Origin of the sequence: Pseudomonas sp. RC10, from assembly GCF_038397775.1 — a bacterium.
In the GTDB taxonomy this organism is placed as follows: domain Bacteria; phylum Pseudomonadota; class Gammaproteobacteria; order Pseudomonadales; family Pseudomonadaceae; genus Aquipseudomonas; species Aquipseudomonas bambusae.
This window is the reverse complement of the sequence record NZ_CP151650.1, coordinates 180419-205958: the sequence shown is the minus strand read 5'-3', so window position 1 is coordinate 205958 and position 25540 is coordinate 180419. Positions and strand designations below refer to the sequence as shown.

Annotated in this window: 19 protein-coding genes; 6 read left to right on the top strand and 13 right to left on the bottom strand. The window is 57.4% G+C overall.

From position 1 onward, the window contains the following. Positions 1-43: 43 nt before the first annotated feature. Entirely contained in the window at positions 44-2632 is a 2589-nt protein-coding gene (locus AAEO81_RS00910) for a glucosidase (protein WP_341964663.1), read from the bottom strand. Positions 2633-3056: 424 nt separating this feature from the next. Between AAEO81_RS00910 and AAEO81_RS00905 the strand changes: the two genes are divergently transcribed. After that, on the top strand, positions 3057-4172 hold the full coding sequence (locus tag AAEO81_RS00905; protein ID WP_341961094.1) for an acyltransferase: 1116 nt from the start codon (positions 3057-3059) through the stop codon (positions 4170-4172). Positions 4173-4347: 175 nt separating this feature from the next. Here AAEO81_RS00905 and AAEO81_RS00900 read toward each other — a convergent pair whose 3' ends face one another. Further along, positions 4348-5079 carry a WecB/TagA/CpsF family glycosyltransferase gene (locus AAEO81_RS00900; RefSeq protein ID WP_166593923.1) on the bottom strand — a complete coding sequence of 244 codons (732 nt, stop codon included), beginning with the start codon at positions 5077-5079 and terminating at the stop codon, positions 4348-4350. Positions 5080-5291: 212 nt separating this feature from the next. On the opposite strand from AAEO81_RS00900, the gene AAEO81_RS00895 reads away from it, so the two are divergent. Further along, on the top strand, positions 5292-6341 hold the full coding sequence (locus tag AAEO81_RS00895) for a glycoside hydrolase family 5 protein (protein WP_341961092.1): 1050 nt from the start codon (positions 5292-5294) through the stop codon (positions 6339-6341). A gap of 1 nt (position 6342) precedes the next feature. Here the strand turns inward: AAEO81_RS00895 and AAEO81_RS00890 are convergent, their stop codons facing one another. The 11 genes from AAEO81_RS00890 to dnaA form a co-directional block, all read right to left on the bottom strand. Further along, the gene (locus AAEO81_RS00890) at positions 6343-7620 is read right to left on the bottom strand and encodes a hypothetical protein (RefSeq protein ID WP_341961091.1); all 1278 of its coding nucleotides are present in this window, start codon (positions 7618-7620) and stop codon (positions 6343-6345) included. Positions 7621-7669: 49 nt separating this feature from the next. After that, complete coding sequence (locus tag AAEO81_RS00885; protein WP_341961089.1) at positions 7670-8611, bottom strand: glycosyltransferase family 2 protein; 942 nt, start codon at positions 8609-8611, stop codon at positions 7670-7672. 77 nt (positions 8612-8688) lie between these two features. Further along, positions 8689-10053 carry an oligosaccharide flippase family protein gene (locus AAEO81_RS00880; protein ID WP_341961087.1) on the bottom strand — a complete coding sequence of 455 codons (1365 nt, stop codon included), beginning with the start codon at positions 10051-10053 and terminating at the stop codon, positions 8689-8691. Positions 10054-10078: 25 nt separating this feature from the next. Then, positions 10079-11470, bottom strand: coding sequence for an undecaprenyl-phosphate glucose phosphotransferase (locus tag AAEO81_RS00875; protein WP_341961085.1), 1392 nt, complete (start codon positions 11468-11470; stop codon positions 10079-10081). Positions 11471-11561: 91 nt separating this feature from the next. Beyond that, positions 11562-13736, bottom strand: coding sequence for a polysaccharide biosynthesis tyrosine autokinase (locus tag AAEO81_RS00870; RefSeq protein WP_341961084.1), 2175 nt, complete (start codon positions 13734-13736; stop codon positions 11562-11564). A 56-nt stretch (positions 13737-13792) separates the two neighbouring features. Further along, entirely contained in the window at positions 13793-14320 is a 528-nt protein-coding gene (locus AAEO81_RS00865) for a polysaccharide biosynthesis/export family protein (protein WP_166593930.1), read from the bottom strand. A 45-nt stretch (positions 14321-14365) separates the two neighbouring features. Further along, complete coding sequence (locus AAEO81_RS00860; protein WP_341961080.1) at positions 14366-15526, bottom strand: outer membrane beta-barrel protein; 1161 nt, start codon at positions 15524-15526, stop codon at positions 14366-14368. Between the two features lie 725 nt (positions 15527-16251). Next, positions 16252-18669 (bottom strand): DNA topoisomerase (ATP-hydrolyzing) subunit B, encoded by a 2418-nt coding sequence (gyrB, locus tag AAEO81_RS00855; protein ID WP_166594270.1) that lies wholly within the window; start codon positions 18667-18669, stop codon positions 16252-16254. A gap of 4 nt (positions 18670-18673) precedes the next feature. After that, positions 18674-19777: a DNA replication/repair protein RecF gene (gene recF / locus AAEO81_RS00850; RefSeq protein ID WP_341961078.1), complete on the bottom strand. Its 1104-nt coding sequence runs from the start codon at positions 19775-19777 to the stop codon at positions 18674-18676. A 14-nt stretch (positions 19778-19791) separates the two neighbouring features. Next, on the bottom strand, positions 19792-20895 hold the full coding sequence (gene dnaN / locus AAEO81_RS00845) for a DNA polymerase III subunit beta (protein WP_166593932.1): 1104 nt from the start codon (positions 20893-20895) through the stop codon (positions 19792-19794). Positions 20896-20930: 35 nt separating this feature from the next. After that, on the bottom strand, positions 20931-22466 hold the full coding sequence (gene dnaA, locus AAEO81_RS00840; RefSeq protein ID WP_341961077.1) for a chromosomal replication initiator protein DnaA: 1536 nt from the start codon (positions 22464-22466) through the stop codon (positions 20931-20933). A gap of 586 nt (positions 22467-23052) precedes the next feature. Here dnaA and rpmH point away from each other — a divergent pair. Genes rpmH through yidC form a run of 4 tightly spaced genes read left to right on the top strand, consistent with a single transcriptional unit; the run spans position 23053 to position 25525 of the window. Continuing rightward, a complete protein-coding gene (rpmH, locus tag AAEO81_RS00835; protein ID WP_002551315.1) occupies positions 23053-23187 on the top strand; it encodes a 50S ribosomal protein L34 in 135 nt (44 codons plus the stop codon). A 16-nt stretch (positions 23188-23203) separates the two neighbouring features. Beyond that, positions 23204-23605: a ribonuclease P protein component gene (gene rnpA, locus AAEO81_RS00830; RefSeq protein WP_166593934.1), complete on the top strand. Its 402-nt coding sequence runs from the start codon at positions 23204-23206 to the stop codon at positions 23603-23605. Then, positions 23598-23843, top strand: coding sequence for a membrane protein insertion efficiency factor YidD (gene yidD / locus AAEO81_RS00825; protein ID WP_166593935.1), 246 nt, complete (start codon positions 23598-23600; stop codon positions 23841-23843). The genes rnpA and yidD overlap by 8 nt, the downstream gene beginning before the upstream one ends. A 2-nt stretch (positions 23844-23845) precedes the next feature. After that, positions 23846-25525, top strand: a complete 1680-nt coding sequence (yidC, locus tag AAEO81_RS00820) for a membrane protein insertase YidC (RefSeq protein ID WP_341961073.1) — start codon at positions 23846-23848, stop codon at positions 25523-25525. Positions 25526-25540: the final 15 nt, after the last annotated feature.

Here is a 25540-nt window from a genome sequence, read left to right as displayed (position 1 = left end):
CCCTGTCCTGATACAGCGCGTCTTGCCGAGTCAGCCGGCGAGTTTATGCCTTCGGTTGAAGCAAAAGGGCCACCAGCGCGCTCCAGCCCGTCTGGTGCGATGCCCCAAGGCCACGGCCATTTTCGCCGTGGAAGTACTCGTGAAACAGCACGAGATCCCGACTCTGCGGGTCTATTTCAAGCTGTGGATAACCGGCCATGGAAGGCCGGTTGCCTTCTTCGTCGCGTAGGAAAAGTCTGTTTATGCGATGGCTGAGTCCGTCAGCCACTTCGTCGAGCGAGGCCAGATAGCCCGAGCCGCTGGGGTATTCGACCGAAAAGTTCTCGTCGTAATAGCGATGAAACTCACGCAACGATTCGATCAGCATGTAGTTCAAGGGCATCCACACCGGCCCCCGCCAGTTGGAGTTGCCGCCAAACAGACGGGAGTTGGACTCCGCCGGTTCGTAATCCGCCGACAGCGTGTTGCCGTTGATCTTCATGCTGAATGGGGTTTGGCCATAGTACCGAGACAGAGAGCGGATGCCGTGAGGCGAAAGGAATTCGCTTTCATCGAGCATGCGTTTGATCAGGTCTTTGGTGCGTTGGCCGCGCAACAGCGCCAGCAGCAACCGATTGCCTTTGCCCGGTTCGGTCCAGCGCGAGACCAGCGCCGCCAGATCAGGGCGGTGATGCAGAAAACCCAGCAACCGTTCACGCAGGCCTTTCAGGCCTTCATGTTCGCGCTGCTCCAACACGCGGACGGCGAATAGCGGGATCAGGCCCACGAAGGAACGCAGTTTCACGGACTCACGCACACCATCCGGCCGGTGCAACACGTCGTAGAAAAAGCTGTCTTGATCGTTCCACAGGCCTTCGACTTCGTCCTTGTCGACTTCGTTGATCGCGCCAGCGATATAAAGGAAGTGTTCGAAGAACTTCACCGCAATGTCGACGTACACCTCGTTGTGCTGCGCGAGCTCCAATGCGATGCGCATCAGGTCCAGCGCGTAGCCCGCAACCCACGCCGTGCCATCCGCCTGATCAAGCTGATAACCGGGGGCGAGGGCCGCTGAGCGGTCGAACAGACCGATGTTGTCCAAGCCGAGAAATCCGCCCTGAAAGATGTTGTGGCCCTCGGCGTCCTTGCGATTGACCCACCAGGAAAAATTCAGCAGCAGCTTGTGGAAAATTTTTTCAAGAAACACCCCGTCGCCTTGGCCCTTCTGCGCCTTTTCCATCTGGTACACGCGCCACGACGCCCAGGCATGAACGGGCGGGTTGGCATCGTCGAAACGCCATTCGTAAGCGGGTAACTGGCCGTTGGGGTGCATGAAGCGGTCTTTGACCAACAGCAGCAGTTGATCCTTGGCGAAATCGACGTCGATCAAAGCGAAGGCCACGGCCTGGAACGCCAGGTCCCACGAGGCGTACCACGGGTATTCCCACTTGTCGGGCATCGAGACGATGTCGAAATTGCACAGGTGGCGCCATTGGTTATTGCGAATGTGCGAGCGTCCTTCAGGTAAAGGGGGTAGTCCGGGGTCACCCGCGAGCCAGGCCTTAACGTCGAAGTAATACAGCTGCTTCGACCAGAGCAACCCGGCCAGCGCCTGACGCTGAACATTGCGGGCGTCGGCGTCTTCCAGCTTGTGCTGCAGGGCGCCATAGAATTCGTCGGCTTCCCTGCGGCGTTCATCGAAGAGCGCGCGGGCATTCACGTGGGCTGAACCGGCGGGCGCAAACCGGAGGTACACCGCTTGGGAGGCGCCGCCTTCCAGCGTCAGGACGAAATGAGCGGCGGCCTTGGTACCCGAGTCTCGATGAATCGCGTCCGGGTTTACGCCAATCAGCCAGTCATTAATGCCGTCTTTGAACGGGCCGGCTTCAGGACGACCGAACAGCTTCGGCGCATTGGTGCGGTTTTCGCAAAAGACCCATTCGGCCGTTTCATGCCCCCAGGCCGTGGCTTCTCTCGCGGACGCCTTGGGATGCCGAGCGGTCACCACGTGATCCACACGCGACAGGGCAGGGCGCTCGACCTCGTCGCCCCAACTCCAGATGTCCCGCGCCCAGAGTTGCGGCAGGACATGTAAACGCGCCTGCCGATCCGAACGGTTGACCACCGTGACCCGCATGAAGATGTCATCGGGCGTGTGTTTGGCGTATTCGACGCTGACGTCGAAGTAGTGGTTGTCGTTGAACACGCCGGTGTCGAGCACTTCGTATTCAGGGTCGTCCAGCCCTCGACGCCCGTTTTCTTCCACCAGATCGCTATAAGGGAAAACAGCGTGAGGGTACTTATACAGCATGCGCATGTAGGCGTGGCTCGGCACGCCATCGACATGGAAATACAGCTCCTTCACATCTTCGCCATGGTTGCCTTCCGCGTTGTTCAGGCCGAACAAGCGTTCCTTCAGAATGGGGTCACGCTCGTTCCACAGCGCCAGCCCGAGACACCAGTGCTGGGCCTTGTCGGAAAAACCCGCCAAGCCATCTTCGCCCCAGCGATACACCCGGCTGCGAGCGTGATCGTGGGGGAAAAAAGCCCACGCATCACCGTCTGCGCTGTAGTCCTCGCGCACTGTGCCCCATTGCCGGTCGCTCAGGTACGGCCCCCATTCGCGCCACTGCTCGGCAGTCTCACCTTGCATTCGCAGCCCTTCGGTGGTGTGCAGCGGTGTCGCATTGGCAGAGTCGGCAGGCATGTTCACTTCCAGAATTAACGCCGTGGAAACGGCTGGAAACCGGCGCAGGATGCAGAGAAATCTATCGCGCCGCAGCTTTTGTCAATATTTTGGCAACCGGGTTATTCACAGGCCGATTAGTGATGGCAATTAGACGCTGTACACGGTCGGCGTATGGTTCCACCGTGGGATACGCTCAAGGCCAGTCCGACAAAACATCAGTGTGGGAGCCGGATTGCTGGCGAATGCGTCCGGCCAGTTACCGATTCACGCGCTGACTCACCGCATTCGCCAGCAAACCGGCTCCCACATTAAGTCCATCGCCTATCTTGGCGTCGGACACGAAACAGAAGGATCTCGCGTGGTTGCTCGTTTAACGGGCGGAGGCGGTATGAATACATTGGGTGATCTGGCGTCCAGACGAAACAACAATTTCAACCTGATCAGGATGCTCGCCGCCACTGCCGTGCTGATTTCGCACAGTTACCCACTGTCGCAGGGCAGCACGGCCGTTGAGCCTTTGTCCGCTTGGCTGGGCCTCTCGCTGGGCGAGCTGGCCGTGATCACCTTCTTCTGCGTGTCAGGTTTTTTCATTTCGCTGAGCCGTGACCGCGCCCCCGGCACGATTGATTTTGTCTCTGCGCGCTTCCTGCGCATCTACCCTGGGCTGACGCTGGTGCTGTTGATTAGCGTGTTTCTGATCGGCCCGCTCTTTACGACACTCGGCGCGGAAGAATATTTCCGCTCGAACGCAATATACGGTTACCTGAGCCACAACCTGACGCTGTTCAGCATGCAGTTTCAATTGCCGGGGCTGTTCGAAGATAACCCATGGCCTGGCATCAATGGCTCGCTGTGGACGCTGTTCTACGAAGTGATGCTGTACGTGCTGGTCGGCGGGCTAGGGGTGTTCGCCTGCTACGGGCAAAACCGACGCTTCGCCGTGTTTCTGCTGGTGTACGCGATTGCTTATGTCACGTTCAAAGTGGTGTCGGCCAACACCACGCTGCTGGCGGACATGCACCGCCTGCAATACTTCTTCACGTGGGGTTTGCCCTTCGTACTGGGCATGTCGCTGTATCGCTATCGGCAGCACATCCCACACCGCTTCATTTGGTTTGTGCCGCTGGCTGCGCTGGCGGTCGGGTCATACAAGACGCCATATTTCAGCGAGTGTTTCGTGCTGGCCTGGACCTACCTGATCTTCTATCTCGGCTTCGCGACCCACCCGCTGATCGACCGCTACAACCGGTTGGGCGATTACTCGTACGGCGTCTACATTTATGCGTTTCCGGTGCAAGAAATCCTTGCTCATCAGTTCAAGGGCATCGGGCCGGTGACCATGATGCTGGTGGCGTTCCCGATTGTGCTGGCGGCGGCGGTGTTCTCCTGGCACTTCATCGAGAAACCGGCGATGGCGCGACGGCATGCGTTGGCTGCGCACATCACCCATTCGTTCAGCGGCCTGAAAGCGTATTGGGCGGCGATGGGAAAAGGCACGGCGTAAAACGCAAAAAACCCCGGACGATGTAAATCGACCGGGGTTCCTGACGAAGAGCATTGGCCACTATAGGAGCGAATTTATTCGCGAAAATCGTTCGGGCAATAGAGATGTGTCGTCCCTACCGGCCAATCGCGAATAAATTCGCTCCTACAGAAGGGGTTGAGTCACCTGGACGGGATCAAGTCCCCGAACGATTACGGAACTGCCGAGCGATGATCGGCAGAATGCGGTAGGCATCCACCGCGTAACGTCGACCCAGCCGTTTGGGCTCAGTGCACAGCCGATGCAGCCACTCCAGTGAAAGCCTCTGGACCCACATCGGCGCTCGCCTGACTTTGCCTGAGAGAAACATCAGCGACGCCCCCGTGCACAAGCCGACTCCGGTGGCACCGCCACGCTTGTACACCTCGCAGGCGAGAACCTCTTGGCGTGGCGAGCCGACGGAAAACACGGTCATACGCGAATGCTGTCGCTGGATGAAATCAACGCAGCGTTCGACCTCTTGCGGGTCGTCAATGAAGCCCATAGGCGGGTTGTAGTGATGAAAGGTCACGGAGGGATAACTGCGCTTGAGCGTGGTGATGACGTCTCGCTCGCACCCCAGGACGGTGACGTCCCATTGCCTGAGCTGGGCGATGTTCATCATGGCTCTGGTCAGTGTGCTACCGGGAATGGGCTCGGCGATCCCCGCATTCAGGCGCTGTAGCACGGGGTAGAGCACTCGGCTATCGCACAACCGATGGCCCGCATACCGATAGGCTTCGCGAAGCTGCTCGTCATGTTCGAGCAATACGATGTGATTGACGTTGGCAGTCACCAAGTATTTAAAAGGGGCGTCCGTGAGGTTGATCAGCTCGTCGATGAGCTCCCGTTGTCGTCCACGATAGAACTCGATTCCAAACACTTTCATAGGGCGGGCTCCTGCTAATGAATAATCGCGTGCAGTGCCGGACCACACTGAACAGCAGCGCGAATCCGGCGTGTGCGACCCTCTCGGGTACCAGCGGCAAACATCGGGAGCGACGAAACAAACAGGCACGGCAAAGCCGCGCGTTGCCTGAACAACACGAATTCCGTCCGGGAGATTTCCGCGGTGAAAAAACGGTGAGGATGAGTCGCGCTATGAGGTGGTTGCGCAGATCGGTGTTGGCCGGCCTGACGCTGACGGTCTTTCAGGGGCTATACATCCCCGCCCAGGCGGCCACCTTGCCCATGGTGCTGATCAACGTCTCGGGGGCCGAGTCGTCGGAAGGCAAGTTTCCGGGCGAAAACGGAACGGACTACTTCTTCCCCAGCGAAGGCTATTTCACCCGCTGGAAAGCCAAGGGCATACGCACCGTGCGCTTTCCAGTGAAGTGGGAGCGATTACAGCCGGTGTTGGGCGATGGGCTGGACCCCACGTATGCCGGGTTGATAGACAAGATGCTCATGCAGGCGAACCAGCAAGGCATCGGCGTGATCATCGATGTGCATAACTATGCTCGGTATCGACAGCAGGTGATCGGCAGCCGCGACGTGACCGTCGACCATTACCGTCAGTTGATGCAGCGCATTGCCGAACGCTGGCACGACGCGCCAGCGCTGTATGCGTACGACTTGATGAACGAACCCCACGATGACTCCGACGCCATCTGGCCGCAGGCCGCGCAGGCCGGGATCGACGGCATTCGCAAGGTGGACCGCAAGCGGCTGATCATTGTCGAGGGTCGTGACTGGGCAAGCGCTGCCCGCTGGCCGCAGAACAACGACGCCTTACTGAAGCTGAAAGACCCGGCCAACAACCTGGTGTTTTCAGCCCATCTCTATCTGGACAGCAACGGCGGCGGGACCTACACGGACCCGAAAAACCGTCCTATTGATCCTGATATTGGCGTGAACCGCGCCAAGCCCTTTATTCAATGGCTACAGAAAAACGGTCGTCGTGGGCAGATTGGTGAAATGGGTTTTCCGGATAACGATCCTCGCTGGGCGGTAGCCGCGGACCGACTGCTCAAATACTTGCAGCCGTATTGCGTGCCGCTGGCGTACTGGACGTCGGGCGAGAGCTGGGGCCCCGAGCCGATGAACCTGGAACCGATCGATGGCCAGGACCGGCCGCAATGGCAGGTGATGGCCAAATACCTGGACACGCCCACATGCACACAATACGGCCCAGGCGCTGCCCGCCGCTGACTCAGCGGTGTGGTTGGATGGGTGACTGAAATACCGATTCCGGCAACGGCCGACCCACGCTTGACTCGCGCACCGCCGAGGCGCGCGCAAAGTACACGAATGCCGCGAGGGCCAGCCCCGTCAGATCGCCGCCGTACATGATCGAAGTCGACAGGAAAAAATTGAACGCGTTCAGGGCGAAATCCAGCTGCAAGCCACTGAGCAGATCCCCCTTGCGTCGGCACTTGCGCATGATTCGCCAGTAACCGAAGTAGTAGAACCCGGCGATCAGCGGGGTGAGAAAGCCGAAGCGGTACAACACCCCCAACAGCCCCACGTCCGACAGGTAAAAGTAGGCGTTGTACAGCCGCGCAAAACCGCTCTGCCACTGCAACGACAAGGCGCCCATGCCGACGTAATAATTCGCGGGCACTTCTCGGAGAACGATGTCTGAGGTGGTCACGCGCACGCCGCCTTCGGTGGTGGCTTCGCCAATGAGCGCGTTGAATTGCTGGTATTGGTCCTCGAAAAAATCAGGCGCGATGAAGTACGCGACCAACACAATCCCGATCACCGCTGCGCCGGTTTTCAGCAACACGCCCCAACGTGTGCGAAAGATCCAGACGCCGCCCAATACCCACATCAACATGGTGTTGCGTGTTTGCAGCACCAGCCAGAGATAGGACGCGAACAGCAACAGCAGCAAGACCGATCCCAGCGAGTAGGCGCGTCGGATGCGGTACATCAGCATGTAGGCACAAACGCTGACGTACGCCGCGCCAATGCTGAAGCGATTGGGACGTAGCGGGTTGAGGCCATAATCCTTGTCATCGACGTTGAACGTGACGTCGTTGTTTTCCGGCAGCACGCCGAAGTAATACAGGTAGCCAACGAGCACGCAGGCCAGGCCGGAGATCAGGAAAAACCGTTCCAGTTCGTCCTGAGTCGGTTTCGCCCGGATCATCAGAAACAGGGCCGGGAAGAACAGCAGGTAAAGAAAGCTGCGACGTTCTTCGAGCATGCCGTAGAGAAGGGGCTGTCCGAATTTTGCGTTGGCCAAGAACGCTGACAGCAATGGCAACAGCAGGCCGAAGCACACGATCCACAGCGCCGCTCTCGACTGATGCGCCCGCTTCCAGACCAACAGCAAGCCGAGCGCGGACACCACGACTGCAACGATGAACAGCTCGCGCACGTAGGGCAGTCCGGCTTTTTTGTTGTCGGTCAGGAACAGGCATGCCGAATTCAGAAACAGCAGGATGAACAGCAACGTCCGGTATGAAAAAAGCGCTCTGGTCACGACGAAATACCTTCATGGGAGAAGCCAGGCAAGGCAGCGGGTTAGCCCTTCAGCGCCAGGAAAACGCGAACCCCTCGCTGATGCCTTTCAGGCCATAGCGAATGTTTTTCAGACTACGGCTGTTTTGCAGCACGGTGATCGACGCCAGCGCCAGCGAGGAAACGACGCAACATGCAGTGGAGTGGAATTTGCGGTTGTACATGATGGCGGCACGGTTCCGGTAAAAATGGTACAGGTGGCTTTTACCTTTGGTGCTGCCGCTGTCGCCATGCCGGGCGAAACTGCCCAGCGCGACTTGGCAAGAAATACCTCGGGCCGCTGCACGCCGTTGCCAGTCCACTTCTTCGGAGTACATGAAGTAGCGCTCGTCCATGAGGCCCACTTCTTCAACCACCCGGCGGGACACCAGCATCGACGCCCCCATCAAATAATCGGGTGTGGGCAAATTGAGCTGCGGCAGTTGGGAGCGTTCGGCTTTCTTGCCGATCAGTTTGGTCTTGCCCAACCATGGGTACACCGTGCCGCCGCCCACGCACTGAACCATGTCCGGGTTGTCGGCGTAGACCAGAACGGACGCGCTGAATCCGCAATAAGGATCGCTGTGCATCGTGTCGAGCAGCCGTTCCAGCGCACCGGGTTCGACGGTGATGTCGTTGTTCAGAATCCAGAAATAGTCGTACCCGGCGCGGGCCGCGTAAGCGATGCCGACATTATTGCCTCCGGCGTAACCGTGGTTGCCGTTGTTCCGGATCAAGCAGCGGTCATACCGGCGGGATTCGTGAGCGATCTCATCTTGCGTGGTGATGAGCGTGTCGGTGACATCCCGCTGCACCATGTCACTCAGCAACTTTTTGTAATCGGAAGCATGGGAGTCGTTATCGATGACGATCACCGGAATCGAACCACAGGCCTCAATCGAGCGGATGCAATTGAGCGTCTGCTCGGCGCCGTTCCAGTTGAGGATGATCGCGCAAACCTTTTCAGTATTCATGGGTGCAGAGCCTCAAGAGGGATGAGCGAACGGCAGGCGTAGCTGCCGCCCGAATCGGAAAAAACCGTTTTTTTAGGTCAGGGGTGTGCCGCCTGAAGACGGCGATGCCAAAGCCGCCCTTCGATCAGCACGATCACAATCATCGACAGGTTGATTAGCACGTTCGCGGCGGCGAAGGCCGTGACCACTGCCAGTGCATCCTTGAAGAAAAACGCACCCGCCATCACCGCCGAAATACGCAGACTGGTGCTGACGATTTCGAACACCAGAAACGTTTTTTGCAGCGAAAGCGCGGGGATGGCCACCAGACAAGGGCCACCGATGAATCCGGCAAATTCAGAAATCGCCAGCCATCGTGCGTACTCCCCAGCAGTGTGCCATTGCCCGCCGAATGCCAGATCGAACAGCCATGGCCCGGCAATCACCAGCGCCGCAAAAGGCACCAAACCCGCCAGCGACATGCCCATCACGCCACGCAGCAACAGACCGGTTACAGCTTCTCGGGCATGAATCGCCTGGGTGATGCGCGGGTAATACACGCTGCCAACGGCCTTGCCGATGAAGTTGCTCGGCATGGCCAGCACTTGCAGGCACAGCGCGAAAAAGCCAGCCGGGACGGCGCCGAAGGCGGACGCCAGCACCAAGGTCGGCATGTGCACCGACAGGGCATTGATCAAGACTTGAGGCGCACGGAAGAGTGGGAAGTCCCGGTATTCGGACGCCAGCTGACGCAGCGTCTTATGGGGTTCGTCCGACGCTTCCGGCGAGGCCTTGAACAAACCCGGCTCACGTCGCAGGCGAATGCCGATCAGCAGCAACGCGCTGTGGATAACGTAATAGAGCGAACTGGTGATCACCAGAACCGGCGCCGTCGCCATGATCAGACCGGCGCCCGTGCGCGTCGCGTTATAGATCAAGGCGTGAAACGTAGCGGCGCGGGCGGTGAGGTTGAAGCGTTGATTTCGGTAGAGCCACTGCTGGGTGATTTCCAGCACGGCCGAACTGAACATGACCACAGGCAGCCACATCAGGTAGGGGATCAGCAGATCGATGCCCAAAGCATGGGAGGCCTGTTCACCCCAGCCGTACAAGAGCAGGGCCGTGATGCCGCAGATCAGCGCCGCCACCCACAGCGACAAGCGAATCAAACCCCGGGCATCGCGCTCCGATTGGGGCAGCACGATCGACATCGGGTAGGTGAGGGCACACCACGGGATGAGGATGATAGTGAGGCTTTGAAAGGTGCCGACCACGCCAAAGGCCTCTGGCCCGTAGATCCGCATGATCACCGGGATCAACGCCAGGTTGATCGCCTGCGCCCCCGCGCTCCCGGAAATAGTGGTGGCGATGTTGCGCACCAACCGCGCCTGCCATACCTGTCGAACCGCGCCGCGCCACCCAGTACCGGGCAAACCCGAAGCGGTGAATTCGGGATCAGCCATGCCGTTCTCCTTCGCCAGCAGGCGCTTAATAAATGTTGCGTGAGAACAGGGTGAAAGGGGTGATCAGCAGAATCTTGATGTCGAGCCAGAGCGACCAGTGATTGATGTAGGCGAGGTCTTTTTCGATCCGCATCTGCATCTTTTCCAAGGTCTCGGTTTCGCCACGCAAGCCACTGATCTGCGCCAGGCCGGTGATGCCCGGCTTGATCCTATGCCGCGCCATGTACGCAAGGATCTTGTCGCCGTAGTAGTGATTGTGGGCGACCGCGTGAGGACGCGGCCCGACCAGTGCCATTTCTCCGCGCAGCACGTTGATCAGTTGGGGCAGTTCGTCGATGGAGGTCCGTCGAATGAACGCACCCACGCGGGTGACGCGCGAGTCATTTTGCGTCGCTTGTTTCACTGATGTGTCGTCGTGTAAGCGCATGGAGCGAAACTTCCAGACCATGATGATCAGGCCATTACATCCATGCCTCGGCTGACGAAAAAACACCGGACCGGGAGACGACAGTTTCACCGCAACGGCCACGCTCAGCATCACGGGCAGCAGGACGATCAACGCCATCAACGCAATGCAACGGTCGAACAATTCCTTGCCCAAGGCTGCCGCCGGGTGCGAACTGATTGGGGTTTCGTTGAGGTAGATCGCAGGGAAACGCTCGATCTGCGAGATGGACTGATTAAGCAGCATCATGCTGCTGAAATCAGGAATCCACACCACGTCGACGCTGAGGTCGAGCAGGGCCAGGTAAATCGCCTCTATCTGTGCCGCCCTACTCAATGGCATCGCGATGTACACGCGACGAATATTGCTTCGGCTCACCAGATCATTGAGGTCTTCCAACGAGCCCAGCACCGGAAGATCATCGTCGTCAGGGGCGTGAGGGACATCATCCCCGGTCGCGACCATGCCGAGCACAGGCACTCGTTCACGCAATTGCTGAGCCAGGCTGTAGGCGAGGGGACAGGTGCCGACGATCAGCGCCGTGCGTTCGAAACGCAACCAGCGGGCGTGGAGATTGGTCAGGTAGCGCAATGGCAAGTAGCTGCACGCTTGCGCCAGGAAGCCAAAGCCGACGAGTTTCGCCAACAGCGGCTGATCCAGATTGGCATAGTCGAGGCAGACCAGCACCACGGCTGACAGCGACACCATCAGCACCAGCCAGGCAGCCAGCAACCGCAGCAGTCCAAGACCGTAGCCGTAGCGCTTGTGATAGACGTGCAGGGCCGAATAAATCGGCACCGACGCCAGCATCCCCAGCAGAAGAAGGACGCGGTAGGGAATGGGGATGTGGCCGAAGTGATCGTAGACCAGGTAGCAGATGGTCAGATTGGACAGGGCCGTGGCGCTGATCCACTGACCCCAGAACGTCAAGCCTCTCCGGTTGACCGAAGGATGTAAGCGTCGAGCAAGCATGGTGGTACTCCCAAGCGTTCGTCGCGTGGCCTGTAATTCGTTGCCCAGGCTGAGCTGATGATTTCCAGTAGCGACAGTCGCCGTTATCCCGTTACACCGTTGCCTGATAGGCCTCACCCGGCAGATAGCCGTAATAGCCTTGATGGTCGTAGCGCAGATTGACCGCCGAGACCTGGTTGAGAATTACGCCAATCACCGGCGCCCGATTGCGCAGCAATTGCCCGACCCCGCGCTGCACCACGGGCGTGGCCGAGCTGTCGGACTTCACGACGTACAACACCGCATCCGCCAATGCACACAGCAGCGCCGCATCGCTGACCGAATGGCTGGCGGGGGAGTCGATAATGATGCGGTCGTAACGCTGCTTGGCCCACTCCAGAAAACTGTTGAAGCGGGGAGAGGCGAGCAGCTCCAGCGGGTTGGACGGCACGGCACCGGCAGGCAGGACATCCATGTCGCCAACTTGCTGAATGCATTCGCCGCTGCGAGCGCTGCCATTCACCAGATTCGCCAGGCCAATATGGCCATTGCTCAAGCCGAGGTTTTTCGCCAGCGTTGGCCGACGAAGATCCGCTTCGATCAACAGCACGCGCTCAAGGCGTCCCAGTGCGCAAGCGAGATTCACTGCGATGGCGCTTTTCCCTTCACCGGGCACGGAGGAGGTGATCACCACGACGTTGCGACGCACCTCGATGTCGCTGAGCATGACCCCCGTTCGCGCCGTTCGAATGGCTTCGCTGAATGCCGAATCGTCGTTGTGTTCGAACTGCCGGGCGATCCGTGCGCGATTTTTCTTTTGCAGCAACGGCACCACACCCAGCACCGGGAGGCGAAGTTTCTTCTCAACGTCGTCGCTGGATTTGACGGTGTTCTTCATTGCGTCACGCACCAGTGACAACCCGCACGCGAAGCCAAAGCCAAGAATCGCGGCAATCGACAGAATCAGTGACTTGCGCGGCATGTTCGGGATCAACGGCGGGATGGCGTCGTCGACGATGCGCGCATTGGTCGAACCCAGGTCGGATGTCGCCGTGGTTTCCCGCAGGCGATTGACGAAGGTTTCGTACAGCGAGCGATTGCTGTCCACGTCCCGCTGCAATTCGCGCAGCTTGAACTCTTTGCGTGCGATGTCCTGGATTTGTGCACGACTGGTATTCACCGATGTTCTCAGTGCGCTCTCGTTGGCTTGTGCCAGTTGGTAGTTGTTCTGCAAACCGGCAACGACCTGATTCACCTGCGTCGCCATGCTCGCCTTGGCGGCCGCCAAATCGGAGCGCGCGGCGACCATGCTCGGGTGCAGATCCCCGTAGCGTTTCGACAGCTCATCAACCTTCGCTTGCGCCTTCGCCACATCGGCCTGGAACTGCTGCACCACCGGGTTGTTGATCACGGCGGGCAGTGTGGAAAGCTGACCTGCCCCCTTGCCATTGATCGACTGAACTTGTTGGTACTGACTTTGGGCTTCGGCGCGTTCACGGCGTGCATCGATCATGCGATCGCTGGTGCGGGATAACTCATTGGCGGTCAGCGTTGTGACCCCCCCCACGTCCACCAATCCTTCGGCATCCCTGTAGGCCTGAAGCTTGTTCTCGGCCTCCTGCAACTGCGTGCGTAATTCGATCACGCGCGAATCCATCCAGCGACTGGCATTGAGTGAGTCATTCACTTGCGCGTCCAGCCGACTGTCCAGATAGCCCCGAGCCAATGCGTTGGCCGCTGCGGCTGCCGTTTGCTTGTCCTCCAGCGTGACCCCGATCGTTACCAACTGACTCTTGCCCACCGAGCCCACCGACGTGTGTTCCATCAATTCCGCCACGGCGGCATCGAACACTTGCGTCGGGGTCAGCACCTCCCCTTTGCTCCACGTCGCCGGGAACATCCCCGGCGACAGTGAAGAGACCATCGCCTTGAAGCGCGTCATCAGGTAAGGCCGTTGGCGCGGGTCGAACTCGGGGTGTTGCGTCAGATTGAGTTGGCGCACCGCGCGTTCTGCCACGCCGCGACTCTGGATCAAGCTCAGCTGCGTTTGCAGGTAATCGCTGGTGGGGTTGTTGGGATCGGCAGGCGGCTGAAAAGTGATCACCGACGTGCCCTTGGGTTCGATCACCAGGGATGCCACCGCGCGAAACATAGGCGTGACTGTCTGCATCAACGCTGCGGCCAGTATTACCGCGAGGAGGGTGAGGGTCAGAATGCTCCATTTGCTCGACCACAGCGTCTGACCGATCTTGCGCGAATCGATGAAATCCTTGTCCTCATCGGGCATGCCGGCGGGATACCGTGGAATATCGTTTCTTCTGCTAATGCTGATCTGGCCCATGATCAAAAGAACCCCTGATCGATGTTAATGGTGTCACCTGGTTCAACCAGGGTGCTCAGCGTTGCCTTGATCTCGTTGCGTTTTAAGTCGGAGCCACGGACCAACGTGATGCGTTTGTCAGAGGCCCGCTCGGTCAAGCCGCCTGCCAGTGCAATTGCCCGGTCGAGCGTCAGCCCTGGCTGGAATGGATAGCCGCCTGGCAACTTGACCTCGCCGCCAATGAAAAACGGCCGGTACTTGAGCACGCTGACCGACACTCGCGGATTCACCAGATAGCCGTCCTTGAGCCTGGTGGTGATCAATTGTTCGACGGCCGTTGGGGTCATGCCCTTCGCAACGACTTCCCCGAGAAACGGGTAGCTGAACGCGCCGGCATCGTTAAGGACGATCTCCTTGAAAGTGAGGTCGTTTTCCCCGAATACGTTGATGGCGATCGTATCGCCGGAGCTTAGTTGGTACTGCGCCGCCGCCCACGTCGATGCGCTACAGACCAGCAACATCGCGGCGATCATGATTTGACGTACAGACATGAGGGCACCTCCTTTCCTGAATGAAACGCTTGCGACCGGGTGCCCCTATAGACTCAGGGCGACCGTCAGCATGTACACGTTGCGGGTGTAGGTCTGATCGCTGAGATCAGAGTCGTTCTTCCACCGCTGATACCCGAGCGAGACCTCGGCCCATCGGGTGGGTGAGTAGATAACCGATGCGCCGTAGTCATTCAGCTTGTCGTCACGGCCTCCCACGCCCAGGTATTCCAGGTCGGCGTAGCGGTAGTGCACGTCAGTGGCAACCCAAGGCGTCCAGGTGTGTCGCCAACCCAAACGCGTACTGGTGTCGTGAACGGTGTTTGCGCCATCGTCCCCTTCCTCGAAGGCTTTGCTCGCCTTGATTGAAAACGTGGAATACGTGCGCGGCTTGTACTCGACGTTGGCCTCCCACGTCGGGCTGCTGTAGTCGTTCACGTCGCTGTTGTCGAAGTTCTTGCGCTCGTAGCCCACGCGCACGCTGCCACTGAGCTTGGCGGTGATGTCACGCGTCACACCGACAAGGGCCGCGTCGCCGGTGCTGTTGCGCGGGCTGTCAGAGAGGACGTAATCGAAATCGCTGTGGCGTATCTCCACCAGCGTTCGAGTCTGGCCGCCAAGGCGGTGATACCAGGTGCCGATGTAAGTCCTGGTGTCGTGTTCTTTGTCGTCGTTGAGCGTGCCGCTGTTGCGATAGCGCAGCTCTTGGTACTCCGCCGAGACCTCAAGCTGGTTCATCGCCGTTCGCGCACCGTAGGTGTAGCCGAGCTTGCCATTCTTCAGGGTGTACTTGTCGTTCTCGCGCGGCTCGGCGGTTTGCACCGTGTCTTCGGCACGTCGATAACCGAGCTCTCCGCTCAGCCGATTGCGCGCGTCGAATTCCATGACGCTACGACCGATGAGGGACTGATCAACATGATCAGCTTCGGGGTGATCCTGATAGGTACGACTATCAACGGCATATTCCAGCTGATAACCGCTGGTACGGGTCTGGGTTTCCAGCACAAACGTCGGGCGCACGGAGGTGATCCATGACGCCTCCTCGTGGTCCGGCAGGGTTCGAAAGTTGTCGTCGTAAAACTCGCTGACTTTCAGCGTTGGGGTGAAATCAAATCCGCCCAGTTCCACGCTTTGAGGTTTGCCCGCCATGGCGACCACCGGGAAGGGGACAAAAACGAGCAACGTCATGAGATTTTTGCGGTTGATCATTCACACATCCTTTCACGCGACAGGGCCAAAAAACGGACATGGAAATAGAGCAAAGCGAAGCCGTAGCACGTCCGGACATTCCGGTAGGGCCGATCTTGATCTGGGATTTTTAGCCAGTCATGCCGAGGCGTGTCGCAGGGCAGATGGCGTACTGCTCATTCGGTTCGTCCGATGGCAGCGGGTACAACAGGCAGGATTCAAATTTTGGGTATAGCTACCGCACCGAGGTGACTCGGAAGTGGCAAACCAAAATGGGATTTCTCACATCAACCATGCGTAAAGCGGGGACGCACGGGACAACCGATGACTGCTGATCCGTCACGACTTCAGTCGCATCCGGGGAACTGCGTCGGCGACCATTGGGTGCGTCGGGACAATAGGATATGTCTCCGACGGCATCGCTCGACGGACTGAGTATGCTTGAGGAATATGACTTGTGGGAGTCTATCGACGGACGGTCCATAAGCCCGTAACAATATTGAGACACGGCCAACTGAGAGTGTAAATTCATCAATACAGTCATACTTGAGCGGGTCCTCTAAATCGGGTGTCTCCGTTCGTGAGCTTTATCTCCTGTTCGATATCTGGATCAAACGCTGTCCAGATCTGAAACGCCCGCGCAATGTTCCACGTGGAACATACGAATGAAGTGTTCAAAAAAAACCGGCACATGGCCGGTTTTTATTGCCGGGCTTAAATCACCCAGCGATACAGCAATGACCGCGTTAGAAATCGAGATTCGATACAGCCAGCGCGTTAGCTTCAATGAAGTCACGGCGAGGCTCTACAGCGTCGCCCATCAACGTGTTGAAAATCTGGTCGGCTGCGATTGCATCTTCGATGGTGACTTTCAGCATACGGCGGACGGTCGGGTCCATCGTGGTTTCCCACAGCTGATCCGGGTTCATTTCGCCCAGCCCTTTATATCGTTGGATGGTGTGGCGCTTGGTGCTTTCCGCCATCAACCAAGCCAGGGCTTCCTTGAACTCGGTGACAGGCTTCTTACGCTCGCCACGTTGTACGTAAGCACCTTCCTCAAGCAGCGTGCTGATCTGCGCGCCCAAGGCTGTAACGGTCTTGTAATCGTTACTGCCGAAGAAGTCGCGGTTGAACGTGACGTAGTTGGAAAGACCGTGGGAGATCAGCTCGACTTCTGGCAGCCAGACATTACGCTCGCGGTCTTCACGCAAGCTCGCCTTGTAGACCAAGCCAGACTTTTCACCGACACGCAGACGCTCATCGAACTTCGCCAGCCAATCCTGCATGGCGGCATGGTCAGAAAGCTGATCCATCGACACGGGTGGCAGGTAGACGAAATGCTCGGTCAGCTCCTGCGGATACAGACGTGACAGACGCTTGAGCGTCTTCATCACCATACGGAAATCGTTAACTAGTTTTTCCAGCGCAGGACCGGAAATGCCAGGGGCCGATTCACTCAGGTGCAGGCTCGCATCTTCAAGAGCCGACTGAGTCATGTATTCTTCCATGGCCTCGTCGTCTTTGATGTATTGCTCTTGCTTGCCTTTCTTCACTTTGTAGAGCGGCGGCTGAGCGATGTAGATATAACCACGCTCGACCAGTTCCGGCAGTTGGCGGAAGAAGAAAGTGAGCAACAGCGTACGGATGTGCGAACCGTCAACGTCGGCATCGGTCATGATGATGATGTTGTGATAACGCAGCTTGTCGATGTTGTACTCTTCGCGACCAATGCCGCAGCCCAACGCCGTGATCAAGGTGCCAACTTCCTGCGAGGAAATCATCTTGTCGAAGCGGGCTTTTTCAACGTTCAGAATCTTGCCTTTGAGTGGCAAAATTGCTTGAGTCTTACGATTACGCCCCTGCTTGGCCGACCCGCCAGCAGAGTCACCTTCCACGAGGTACAGCTCGGAGAGGGCAGGGTCTTTCTCTTGGCAATCAGCGAGTTTGCCTGGCAAGCCAGCGATGTCCAGCGCGCCTTTGCGGCGGGTCATCTCACGCGCTTTACGCGCAGCTTCACGAGCACGCGCAGCGTCGATCATCTTGCCGACAACAGCCTTGGCTTCATTCGGGTTTTCCAGCAGGAAGTCGGAGAAGTATTTACCCATCTCCTGTTCCACTGCAGTTTTCACCTCAGACGAAACCAGCTTGTCCTTGGTCTGCGAACTGAATTTTGGATCAGGCACTTTGACCGAAATGATCGCGGTCAGACCTTCACGTGCGTCGTCACCAGTGGTCGCAACCTTGTGCTTCTTCGCCAGACCTTCCTGCTCAATGTAATTGTTCAGGTTACGCGTCAGTGCGGAACGGAAGCCCACGAGGTGAGTGCCGCCATCACGCTGAGGAATATTGTTGGTAAAGCAGAGCAGGTTCTCGTTGAAGCTGTCGTTCCACTGCAACGCGATCTCGACGCCCACACCATCATCACGCTGGATGTTGAAGTGGAACACTTGGTTGACCGGCGTTTTGTTGGTGTTGAGATATTCAACAAAAGCACGCAGACCACCTTCGTACTTGAACAGCTCTTCCTTGCCGCTGCGCTCATCCTTCAAAACGATACCAACGCCGGAGTTCAGGAACGAGAGCTCACGAATCCGCTTGGCCAGGATGTCCCAGCTGAAGTGAATATTCTTGAAAGTCTCGGCCGACGGTTTGAAGTGAATCTCGGTACCCGTCGAATCGCTATCGCCAACAATTTTCATCGGCTCTTGAGGCACGCCATGGACGTAGGTCTGTTCCCAGATCTTTCCGCTGCGGCGAACGGTCAGATTCAGCACTTCGGACAGTGCGTTAACGACAGATACCCCGACGCCGTGCAGACCGCCGGATACCTTGTAAGAGTTGTCGTCAAACTTACCGCCTGCGTGCAGCACAGTCATGATGACCTCGGCCGCGGACACGCCTTCTTCTTTATGCACATCGACCGGGATGCCGCGACCGTTGTCGCGTACCGTAATGGACTCATCCGGGTGGATGATGATGCTAATGTCGTCGCAATGGCCAGCCAGCGCTTCGTCAATAGAGTTATCCACGACTTCAAACACCATGTGGTGAAGGCCGCTACCATCGTCCGTATCGCCGATGTACATACCGGGACGCTTGCGCACGGCGTCGAGTCCTTTTAGCACCTTGATGCTGGACGAGTCGTACGTTTGATTTTCGCTCATGCATTCACTCCCGATGGTCGTGGGTCTGGGTGATACTGCCATGTTCCACGTGGAACAAAGCAACTGGCGTTTCCGTCTGCCAGCCCTCCCTCAACAATTCATGATCTACACAGGTGATAAAAACCTGGCAGCGTAATTCTTCCAGCAAGCGACACAACGCGCTGCGGTGATGCTCGTCGAGCTCTGAAGGCAGATCGTCGACGAGGTAAATACATTGGCCACGTCGGGCCTGGCTTACGAGATGTCCCTGCGCGATGCGCAACGCGCACACCACCAGCTTTTGCTGGCCGCGCGAGAGAATATCGGCTGCGTTATGGCCACCTAGCCTGAGCCGCAAATCCGCGCGTTGCGGACCTGCCTGGGTGTGGCCCATTTGCTGATCGCGGTGAAGAGAAGAGGCGAGCACGGTGCTCAGGTCTTTTTCTTTATCCCAACCGCGGTAGTAACTCAGGGTCAAACCTTCAAGCTGAACCAACTCGCTCAAAGTTTGCTCGAAGACGGGTTTCAGAGCTTTGATATAGGCCCGCCGAAACTCATCGATTTCGTCGCTGGCTAAACACAGCTCACGGTCCCAGGCAGCCTGCGAAGCGCCGTCAAGTGTACCATGCCGAAGCCACGAGTTCCGCTGCCTCAACGCCTTCTGTAAACGCTGCCAAGTGGCCATGAAACGAGGTTCCACGTGGAACACTCCCCAGTCCAAGAACTGCCGACGGATCTTCGGAGCCCCTTCCAGAAGACGGAAACTGTCTGGGTTGATCAACTGGAGTGGAAGCGTCTCCGCCAACTGAGCAGCGCTTTTGGCGTTTTGACCATCGATACGAATCTGAAACTCGCCCTGACGGTCACGGGAAATGCCCAAGTTACTGTGGCCGCCTTCAGCGAGTTCAACCTGACCGAATACCGTACAGGCAGGTTGTTCGTACTGAATGACTGGCTGCAATCGAGCGCTGCGAAACGAGCGGGCAAGCCCGAGCAGATGTATGGCTTCCAGGACACTGGTTTTCCCACTGCCATTGGCACCATAAAGAATGTTGATTCGGGGAGAAGGGGAGAAGGTCACCGGGTGCAGATTGCGCACCCCGGTGACCGAGACGCGACTGAGAGACATCGAGTGGCAGCTGGTTACAGGCGCATCGGCATGACGACATATGCAGAATCATCGTTGCCGGATTCTTGCACCAGTGCACTGCTATTGGAGTCGGACAGAATGAGGCGCACTTGTTCGGTGGTCATGACACCGAGAACGTCAAGCAGATAACTCACGTTAAAACCGATTTCCAGCGAGCCGCCGTTGTAATCGACGCTGATCTCTTCCTCTGCTTCTTCCTGCTCAGGGTTGTTCGCTTGAATCTTGAGTTGACCGCTGGCGAGTTGCAGGCGGATACCACGGTACTTCTCGTTGGAAAGAATCGCCGTACGGCTGAACGCTTCACGCAGCGCTTGGCGATCACCGACCACCAACTTGTCGCCGCCTTTGGGCAGAACGCGCTCATAGTCAGGAAATTTGCCGTCAACCAGTTTGGACGTGAACGTGAACTCACCCGTCGTCGCACGGATGTGATGCTGACCCAACACGATGCTGACCAGACCATCCTGCTCGGTAAGCAGACGCGCCAGCTCAAGGATACCCTTGCGCGGGACGATCACTTGATGACGATCAGCCTGCTCGATTTCTGCGGCCATGGAACACATCGCCAAACGGTGCCCGTCAGTGGCAACAGCGCGCAATACGCCAGACTGAACCTCGATCAGCATCCCGTTGAGGTAGTAACGGACGTCCTGTTGAGCCATTGCAAAACTGGTGCGTTCAATCAGGCGGCGGAGTTTGCTCTGCACCAGGTTGAACGTCAGCGAGCCTGGACCTTCCTCGACTGTCGGGAAATCATTCGCCGGCAAAGTGGACAGCGTGAAACGGCTGCGACCCGCCTTGACGACCAGCTTCTGCTCGTCGACCTTAATATCGATCAGTGCGTCGTTGGGCAAGCTCTTGCAGATGTCCATCAGCTTGCGCGCAGGCACAGTAATTTCACCCGGCTCTGCCGGCTCTTCCAACTGCACGCGACCGACCAGCTCGACTTCCAGGTCGGTACCGGTCAGGGACAACTGCTGGCCTTCGACAACCAACAACACGTTAGACAGAACCGGCAAGGTCTGGCGGCGTTCGACAACGCCGGCGACCAGTTGCAGGGGTTTCAACAGGGCTTCGCGTTGAATGGTGAAATGCATGGTCTAGTCCCTTGCCTTGATAAGCTGCGCTGGCATTACGTAGTCAGCGTGCGCAGCAGGTTCTTGTAGTCCTCGCGGATGTCCGCATCGGATTCTTTAAGTTCGTTGATCTTGCGGCAGGCGTGCAGCACCGTGGTGTGGTCCCGACCGCCGAACACATCGCCAATCTCTGGCAAGCTGTGGTTCGTCAGCTCCTTGGACAACGCCATCGCTACCTGGCGCGGCCGCGCGACCGACCTGGAACGCCGTTTAGACAACAGGTCGGATATCTTGATCTTGTAGTACTCAGCGACGGTGCGCTGGATGTTATCCACACTCACCAGCTTGTCTTGCAACGCCAGCAGGTCCTTGAGCGATTCACGAATCAGCTCAATGGTGATATCACGGCCCATGAAGTGCGAGTGAGCGATGACACGCTTCAGCGCGCCCTCAAGCTCACGTACGTTTGAGCGGATACGCTGGGCAATGAAGAATGCGGCATCGTGAGGCAGGTCGACCTTCGCCTGATCCGCTTTTTTCATCAGGATCGCGACGCGTGTTTCGAGCTCGGGTGGCTCGACGGCCACGGTCAAGCCCCAGCCAAAGCGCGACTTTAGACGTTCTTCAAGACCTTCGATCTCTTTGGGATAACGGTCACTGGTGAGAATGACCTGCTGTCCGCCTTCCAGCAGTGCGTTGAAGGTGTGGAAAAACTCTTCCTGCGAACGCTCCTTACGGGCAAAAAACTGAATGTCGTCGATCAGCAATGCATCGACCGAGCGATAGAAACGCTTGAATTCGTTGATCGCGTTGAGCTGCAACGCCTTGACCATATCAGCCACGAAACGCTCAGAGTGCAGGTACACGACTTTGGCATTCGGATTCTTCTTGAGCAGGTGGTTACCCACAGCATGCATCAAGTGCGTCTTACCGAGACCAACCCCTCCATAAAGGAAAAGCGGGTTGTAGCCATGCTTGGGATTGTCCGCTACCTGCCAGGCCGCAGCGCGGGCCAGCTGGTTGGATTTACCTTCAACGAAATTCTCGAACGTAAAAGTACGGTTCAGATAGCTCGTGTGCTTTAACGCACCCTCGACCTGAACATTACGTTGCTCGGCCCTGGCAGGTGCCTGCTGAGAACTCGCGCCTGCCATGGGATCAAAACTGGCACGTGATGGCTCGTCGTCGACCTCCAGTATGGCCTGCACAACGGGCGAGGGCGCTGACGCCGGTTCGGCAACAGGCTGCTGGGCTTGTGTAGGAGTGCTACCCGAGTTCTGAGCAGCCTGAGATGCCGCGGCTGCGGCTGCCAGTGGAGCATTCGGCGCGGCACGAGGTGCTGAACTCCGTTTGCTGCCTATTAATAAAGAAAGCGCAGGTGCAATGCCCTGGCCTTGTTCACCTAAGAGTTCGAGCATACGGCCCAGGTACTTTTCATTCACCCAGTCGAGCACAAACCGGTTAGGCGCGTAGACGCGCAACTCGTCGCCCTCGGCTTCGACCTGTAGTGGACGGATCCAGGTGTTGAATTGCTGGGCAGGCAGTTCATCGCGCAAAAGCTCCACGCACTGCTGCCAAAGTTCCACTGACACGGATATCCCCTAAGTTTCGAAAGCCGGTGAGGCAAAAACAAGCGGCCATTGTACCCAGCCCCGACCGACTTATCCACATGTGGCAGGCTGACAGGCATCTCAAAATCAAGATCTTATGGTTATGAAAGTCGGTACCGTATCTGTGCATAAGCCCTGTGGATAACGGCAAGGGACCTCTTTGCATAACCCGGGCCGAAAATCTGTGGACAACCCTCTTGTGGATAACTAGGCATTTCACGCACAGGTTTTCCGAGGGTGCAGCACAGGTGGAGCACGGTTTTTCGACAGACTTTAAATTCTCTGTACAGCAGGAAAAACGTGGCCTTCAGAACTTTATCCACAGATACCTAGAGCCCTAGCTTTTACAAGCTTTACAGAAAAGCTTTAAATACTTTCCTTCTTTATTTCTATGTCTAATCATTCGCGCTCTCCGAGAAGCCTTGCCAACAGCGCTGAAAATCCATCCATGAAGTAAATGCATGAAACGCTGGTTGGAAATTGACCTGCGAGCTTGCTTTCTCTAGAATCCCCGCTCTCTTAAAACGGGGTCATTCCGGCCCGTTGTGGACGAACCAGGTAACACACCATGAAACGTACTTTCCAACCGAGCACCATCAAGCGCGCCCGCACCCACGGTTTCCGTGCTCGTATGGCTACCAAAAACGGCCGTGCAGTTCTGTCGCGTCGTCGCGCCAAAGGCCGTAAGCGTCTGGCAGTTTGATTAATCGGCACAGGTGGTGAGTCAGGACTTCAGTCGGGAAAAGCGTTTGCTGACACCCCGGCATTTCAAGGCAGTCTTTGACTCCCCCGCCGGCAAGGTTCCGGGGAAAAATCTCCTGCTCCTTGTGCGCAACAACGACCTGGATCACGCCCGCTTGGGTTTGGTGATCGGTAAGAAGAGCGTCAAGCTTTCCGTTGAGCGCAATCGTTTGAAACGCCTGATGCGCGAATCGTTTCGTCTCCACCAGGACAACCTGGCTGGATGGGATATCGTAGTTGTCGCGCGTAAAGGCTTGGGTGACATTGAAAACCCCGAATTGATTCAGCATTTCGGCAAGCTCTGGAAACGTCTGGCGCGCAGCCGACCCACTCCAGAAGTCAAAACCGAAACTGCGGGGGTAGACAGTCCAGATGCGTAAACTGGCGCTCGCTTCGATCCAGTTTTACCGCTACGCCATTAGTCCGCTGATGGCCAGAAACTGTCGTTTCTACCCCAGTTGCTCCTGCTATGCGTACGAAGCCATTGAACATCATGGCCTGGTACGCGGCGGCTGGCTGACCTTACGCCGTTTAGGCCGCTGTCATCCTTGGAATCCCGGTGGTTTCGACCCGGTTCCATCAGCTCCCACCTCCCGTTCCTCTTCGATGGCCGAGTAATCATGGATATTAAACGCACGATCCTGATCGTCGCCCTGGCAATCGTGACCTATGTCGGTGTCCTGAAATGGAACCAGGACTATGGTCAGGCTGCTTTGCCGACTCAGAATGTTGCCGCCAACACCAACACATCCGCGCTCCCTGACACCCCGCAAGGTACAGCTGCTGCCAATGCAGACGTTCCAAGTGCAACAGGTGAAGTAGCCGCGCCTGTCGAGACCCCGGTTGTCGCCAGTAAAGACCTGATTCAGGTCAAAACCGATGTGTTGAATCTGGAAATCGACCCGGTGGGCGGTGATGTGGTGCAACTTCGCTTGCCACTTTATCCTCGTCGTCAAGACCACCCAGAGATCCCATTCCAGCTGTTCGACAACGGTGGCGAGCGTACTTTCCTCGCACAGAGCGGCCTGACGGGTGCAAACGGTCCCGATGCACGCGCGGGTGGTCGTCCGGTCTACTCGACCACACAGAAAAGCTTCCAACTGGCTGATGGTCAGAATGATCTGGTCGTCGACCTGAAATTCAGCGATGCCGGCGTCAATTACATTAAGCGTTTCACATTCAAACGCGGCTTGTACGACCTGACCGTCAGCTACCTGATCGACAACCAGAGCACACAGCCTTGGAACGGCAACCTGTTCGCTCAGCTGAAACGCGATGCCAGTGCTGACCCTTCGTCGACTACTGCGACCGGTACTGCCACGTATTTGGGAGCGGCGATGTGGACACCTTCGGAGCCTTACAAAAAGGTTTCGATGAAGGACATTGATAAAGGCTCTGTAAAAGACACCGTTCAGGGTGGCTGGGTGGCCTGGTTGCAGCACTATTTCGTGACCGCATGGATCCCGAACAAGGCTGACAGCAACACCGTTACCACCCGTAAAGACAGCGCTGGCAACTACATCATCGGTTTCACTGGCCCAGCAGTAACGATCGCTCCGGGTGCAAGAGCCGAAACAACGACCACGCTGTATGCGGGTCCGAAGAGCCAGGCTGTTCTGAAAGAGTTGTCCCCAGGTCTCGAACTGACGGTCGATTACGGCATTCTGTGGTTCATTGCCCAGCCCATCTTCTGGCTGCTGCAACATATCCACAGCATTGTGGGTAACTGGGGTTGGTCCATCATCTTCCTCACCATGCTGATCAAAGGGCTTTTCTTCCCTCTGTCTGCCGCCAGCTACAAGTCGATGGCGCGCATGCGTGCCGTAGCGCCGCGTCTGGCTGCTCTGAAAGAGCAACATGGCGATGACCGTCAGAAGCTTTCGCAGTCGATGATGGAGTTGTACAAGAAAGAGAAGATCAACCCGTTGGGTGGATGCTTGCCGATTCTTGTCCAAATGCCGGTGTTCCTGTCGCTGTACTGGGTATTGCTGGAAAGCGTCGAGATGCGTCAAGCGCCTTGGCTGCTGTGGATAACCGACCTGTCGATCAAGGATCCGTTCTTCATCCTGCCGATCATCATGGGCGCGACCATGTTCATCCAGCAGCGTCTGAATCCTACGCCTCCGGACCCGATGCAAGCCAAGGTGATGAAGCTGATGCCGATCATCTTCACCTTCTTCTTCCTGTGGTTCCCGGCAGGCCTGGTGCTGTACTGGGTGGTGAACAACACCCTGTCCATCACTCAACAGTGGTACATCACGCGTAGCATCGAGGCCAAGGCCAAGAAAGCCGCTGCTTGATCTACCCTGTGAATA

Bases quoted from the DNA above. Each gene is read 5' to 3' on its own strand.
- AAEO81_RS00910 (WP_341964663.1), bottom strand. From the start codon at position 2,632: ATGCAAGGTGAGACTGCCGAGCAGTGGCGCGAATGGGGGCCGTACCTG.
- AAEO81_RS00905 (WP_341961094.1), top strand. From the start codon at position 3,057: ATGAATACATTGGGTGATCTGGCGTCCAGACGAAACAACAATTTCAAC.
- AAEO81_RS00900 (WP_166593923.1), bottom strand. From the start codon at position 5,079: ATGAAAGTGTTTGGAATCGAGTTCTATCGTGGACGACAACGGGAGCTC.
- AAEO81_RS00895 (WP_341961092.1), top strand. From the start codon at position 5,292: ATGAGGTGGTTGCGCAGATCGGTGTTGGCCGGCCTGACGCTGACGGTC.
- AAEO81_RS00885 (WP_341961089.1), bottom strand. From the start codon at position 8,611: ATGAATACTGAAAAGGTTTGCGCGATCATCCTCAACTGGAACGGCGCC.
- AAEO81_RS00880 (WP_341961087.1), bottom strand. From the start codon at position 10,053: ATGGCTGATCCCGAATTCACCGCTTCGGGTTTGCCCGGTACTGGGTGG.
- AAEO81_RS00875 (WP_341961085.1), bottom strand. From the start codon at position 11,470: ATGCTTGCTCGACGCTTACATCCTTCGGTCAACCGGAGAGGCTTGACG.
- AAEO81_RS00870 (WP_341961084.1), bottom strand. From the start codon at position 13,736: ATGCCCGATGAGGACAAGGATTTCATCGATTCGCGCAAGATCGGTCAG.
- AAEO81_RS00865 (WP_166593930.1), bottom strand. From the start codon at position 14,320: ATGTCTGTACGTCAAATCATGATCGCCGCGATGTTGCTGGTCTGTAGC.
- AAEO81_RS00860 (WP_341961080.1), bottom strand. From the start codon at position 15,526: ATGATCAACCGCAAAAATCTCATGACGTTGCTCGTTTTTGTCCCCTTC.
- gyrB (WP_166594270.1), bottom strand. From the start codon at position 18,669: ATGAGCGAAAATCAAACGTACGACTCGTCCAGCATCAAGGTGCTAAAA.
- recF (WP_341961078.1), bottom strand. From the start codon at position 19,777: ATGTCTCTCAGTCGCGTCTCGGTCACCGGGGTGCGCAATCTGCACCCG.
- dnaN (WP_166593932.1), bottom strand. From the start codon at position 20,895: ATGCATTTCACCATTCAACGCGAAGCCCTGTTGAAACCCCTGCAACTG.
- rpmH (WP_002551315.1), top strand. From the start codon at position 23,053: ATGAAACGTACTTTCCAACCGAGCACCATCAAGCGCGCCCGCACCCAC.
- yidD (WP_166593935.1), top strand. From the start codon at position 23,598: ATGCGTAAACTGGCGCTCGCTTCGATCCAGTTTTACCGCTACGCCATT.
- yidC (WP_341961073.1), top strand. From the start codon at position 23,846: ATGGATATTAAACGCACGATCCTGATCGTCGCCCTGGCAATCGTGACC.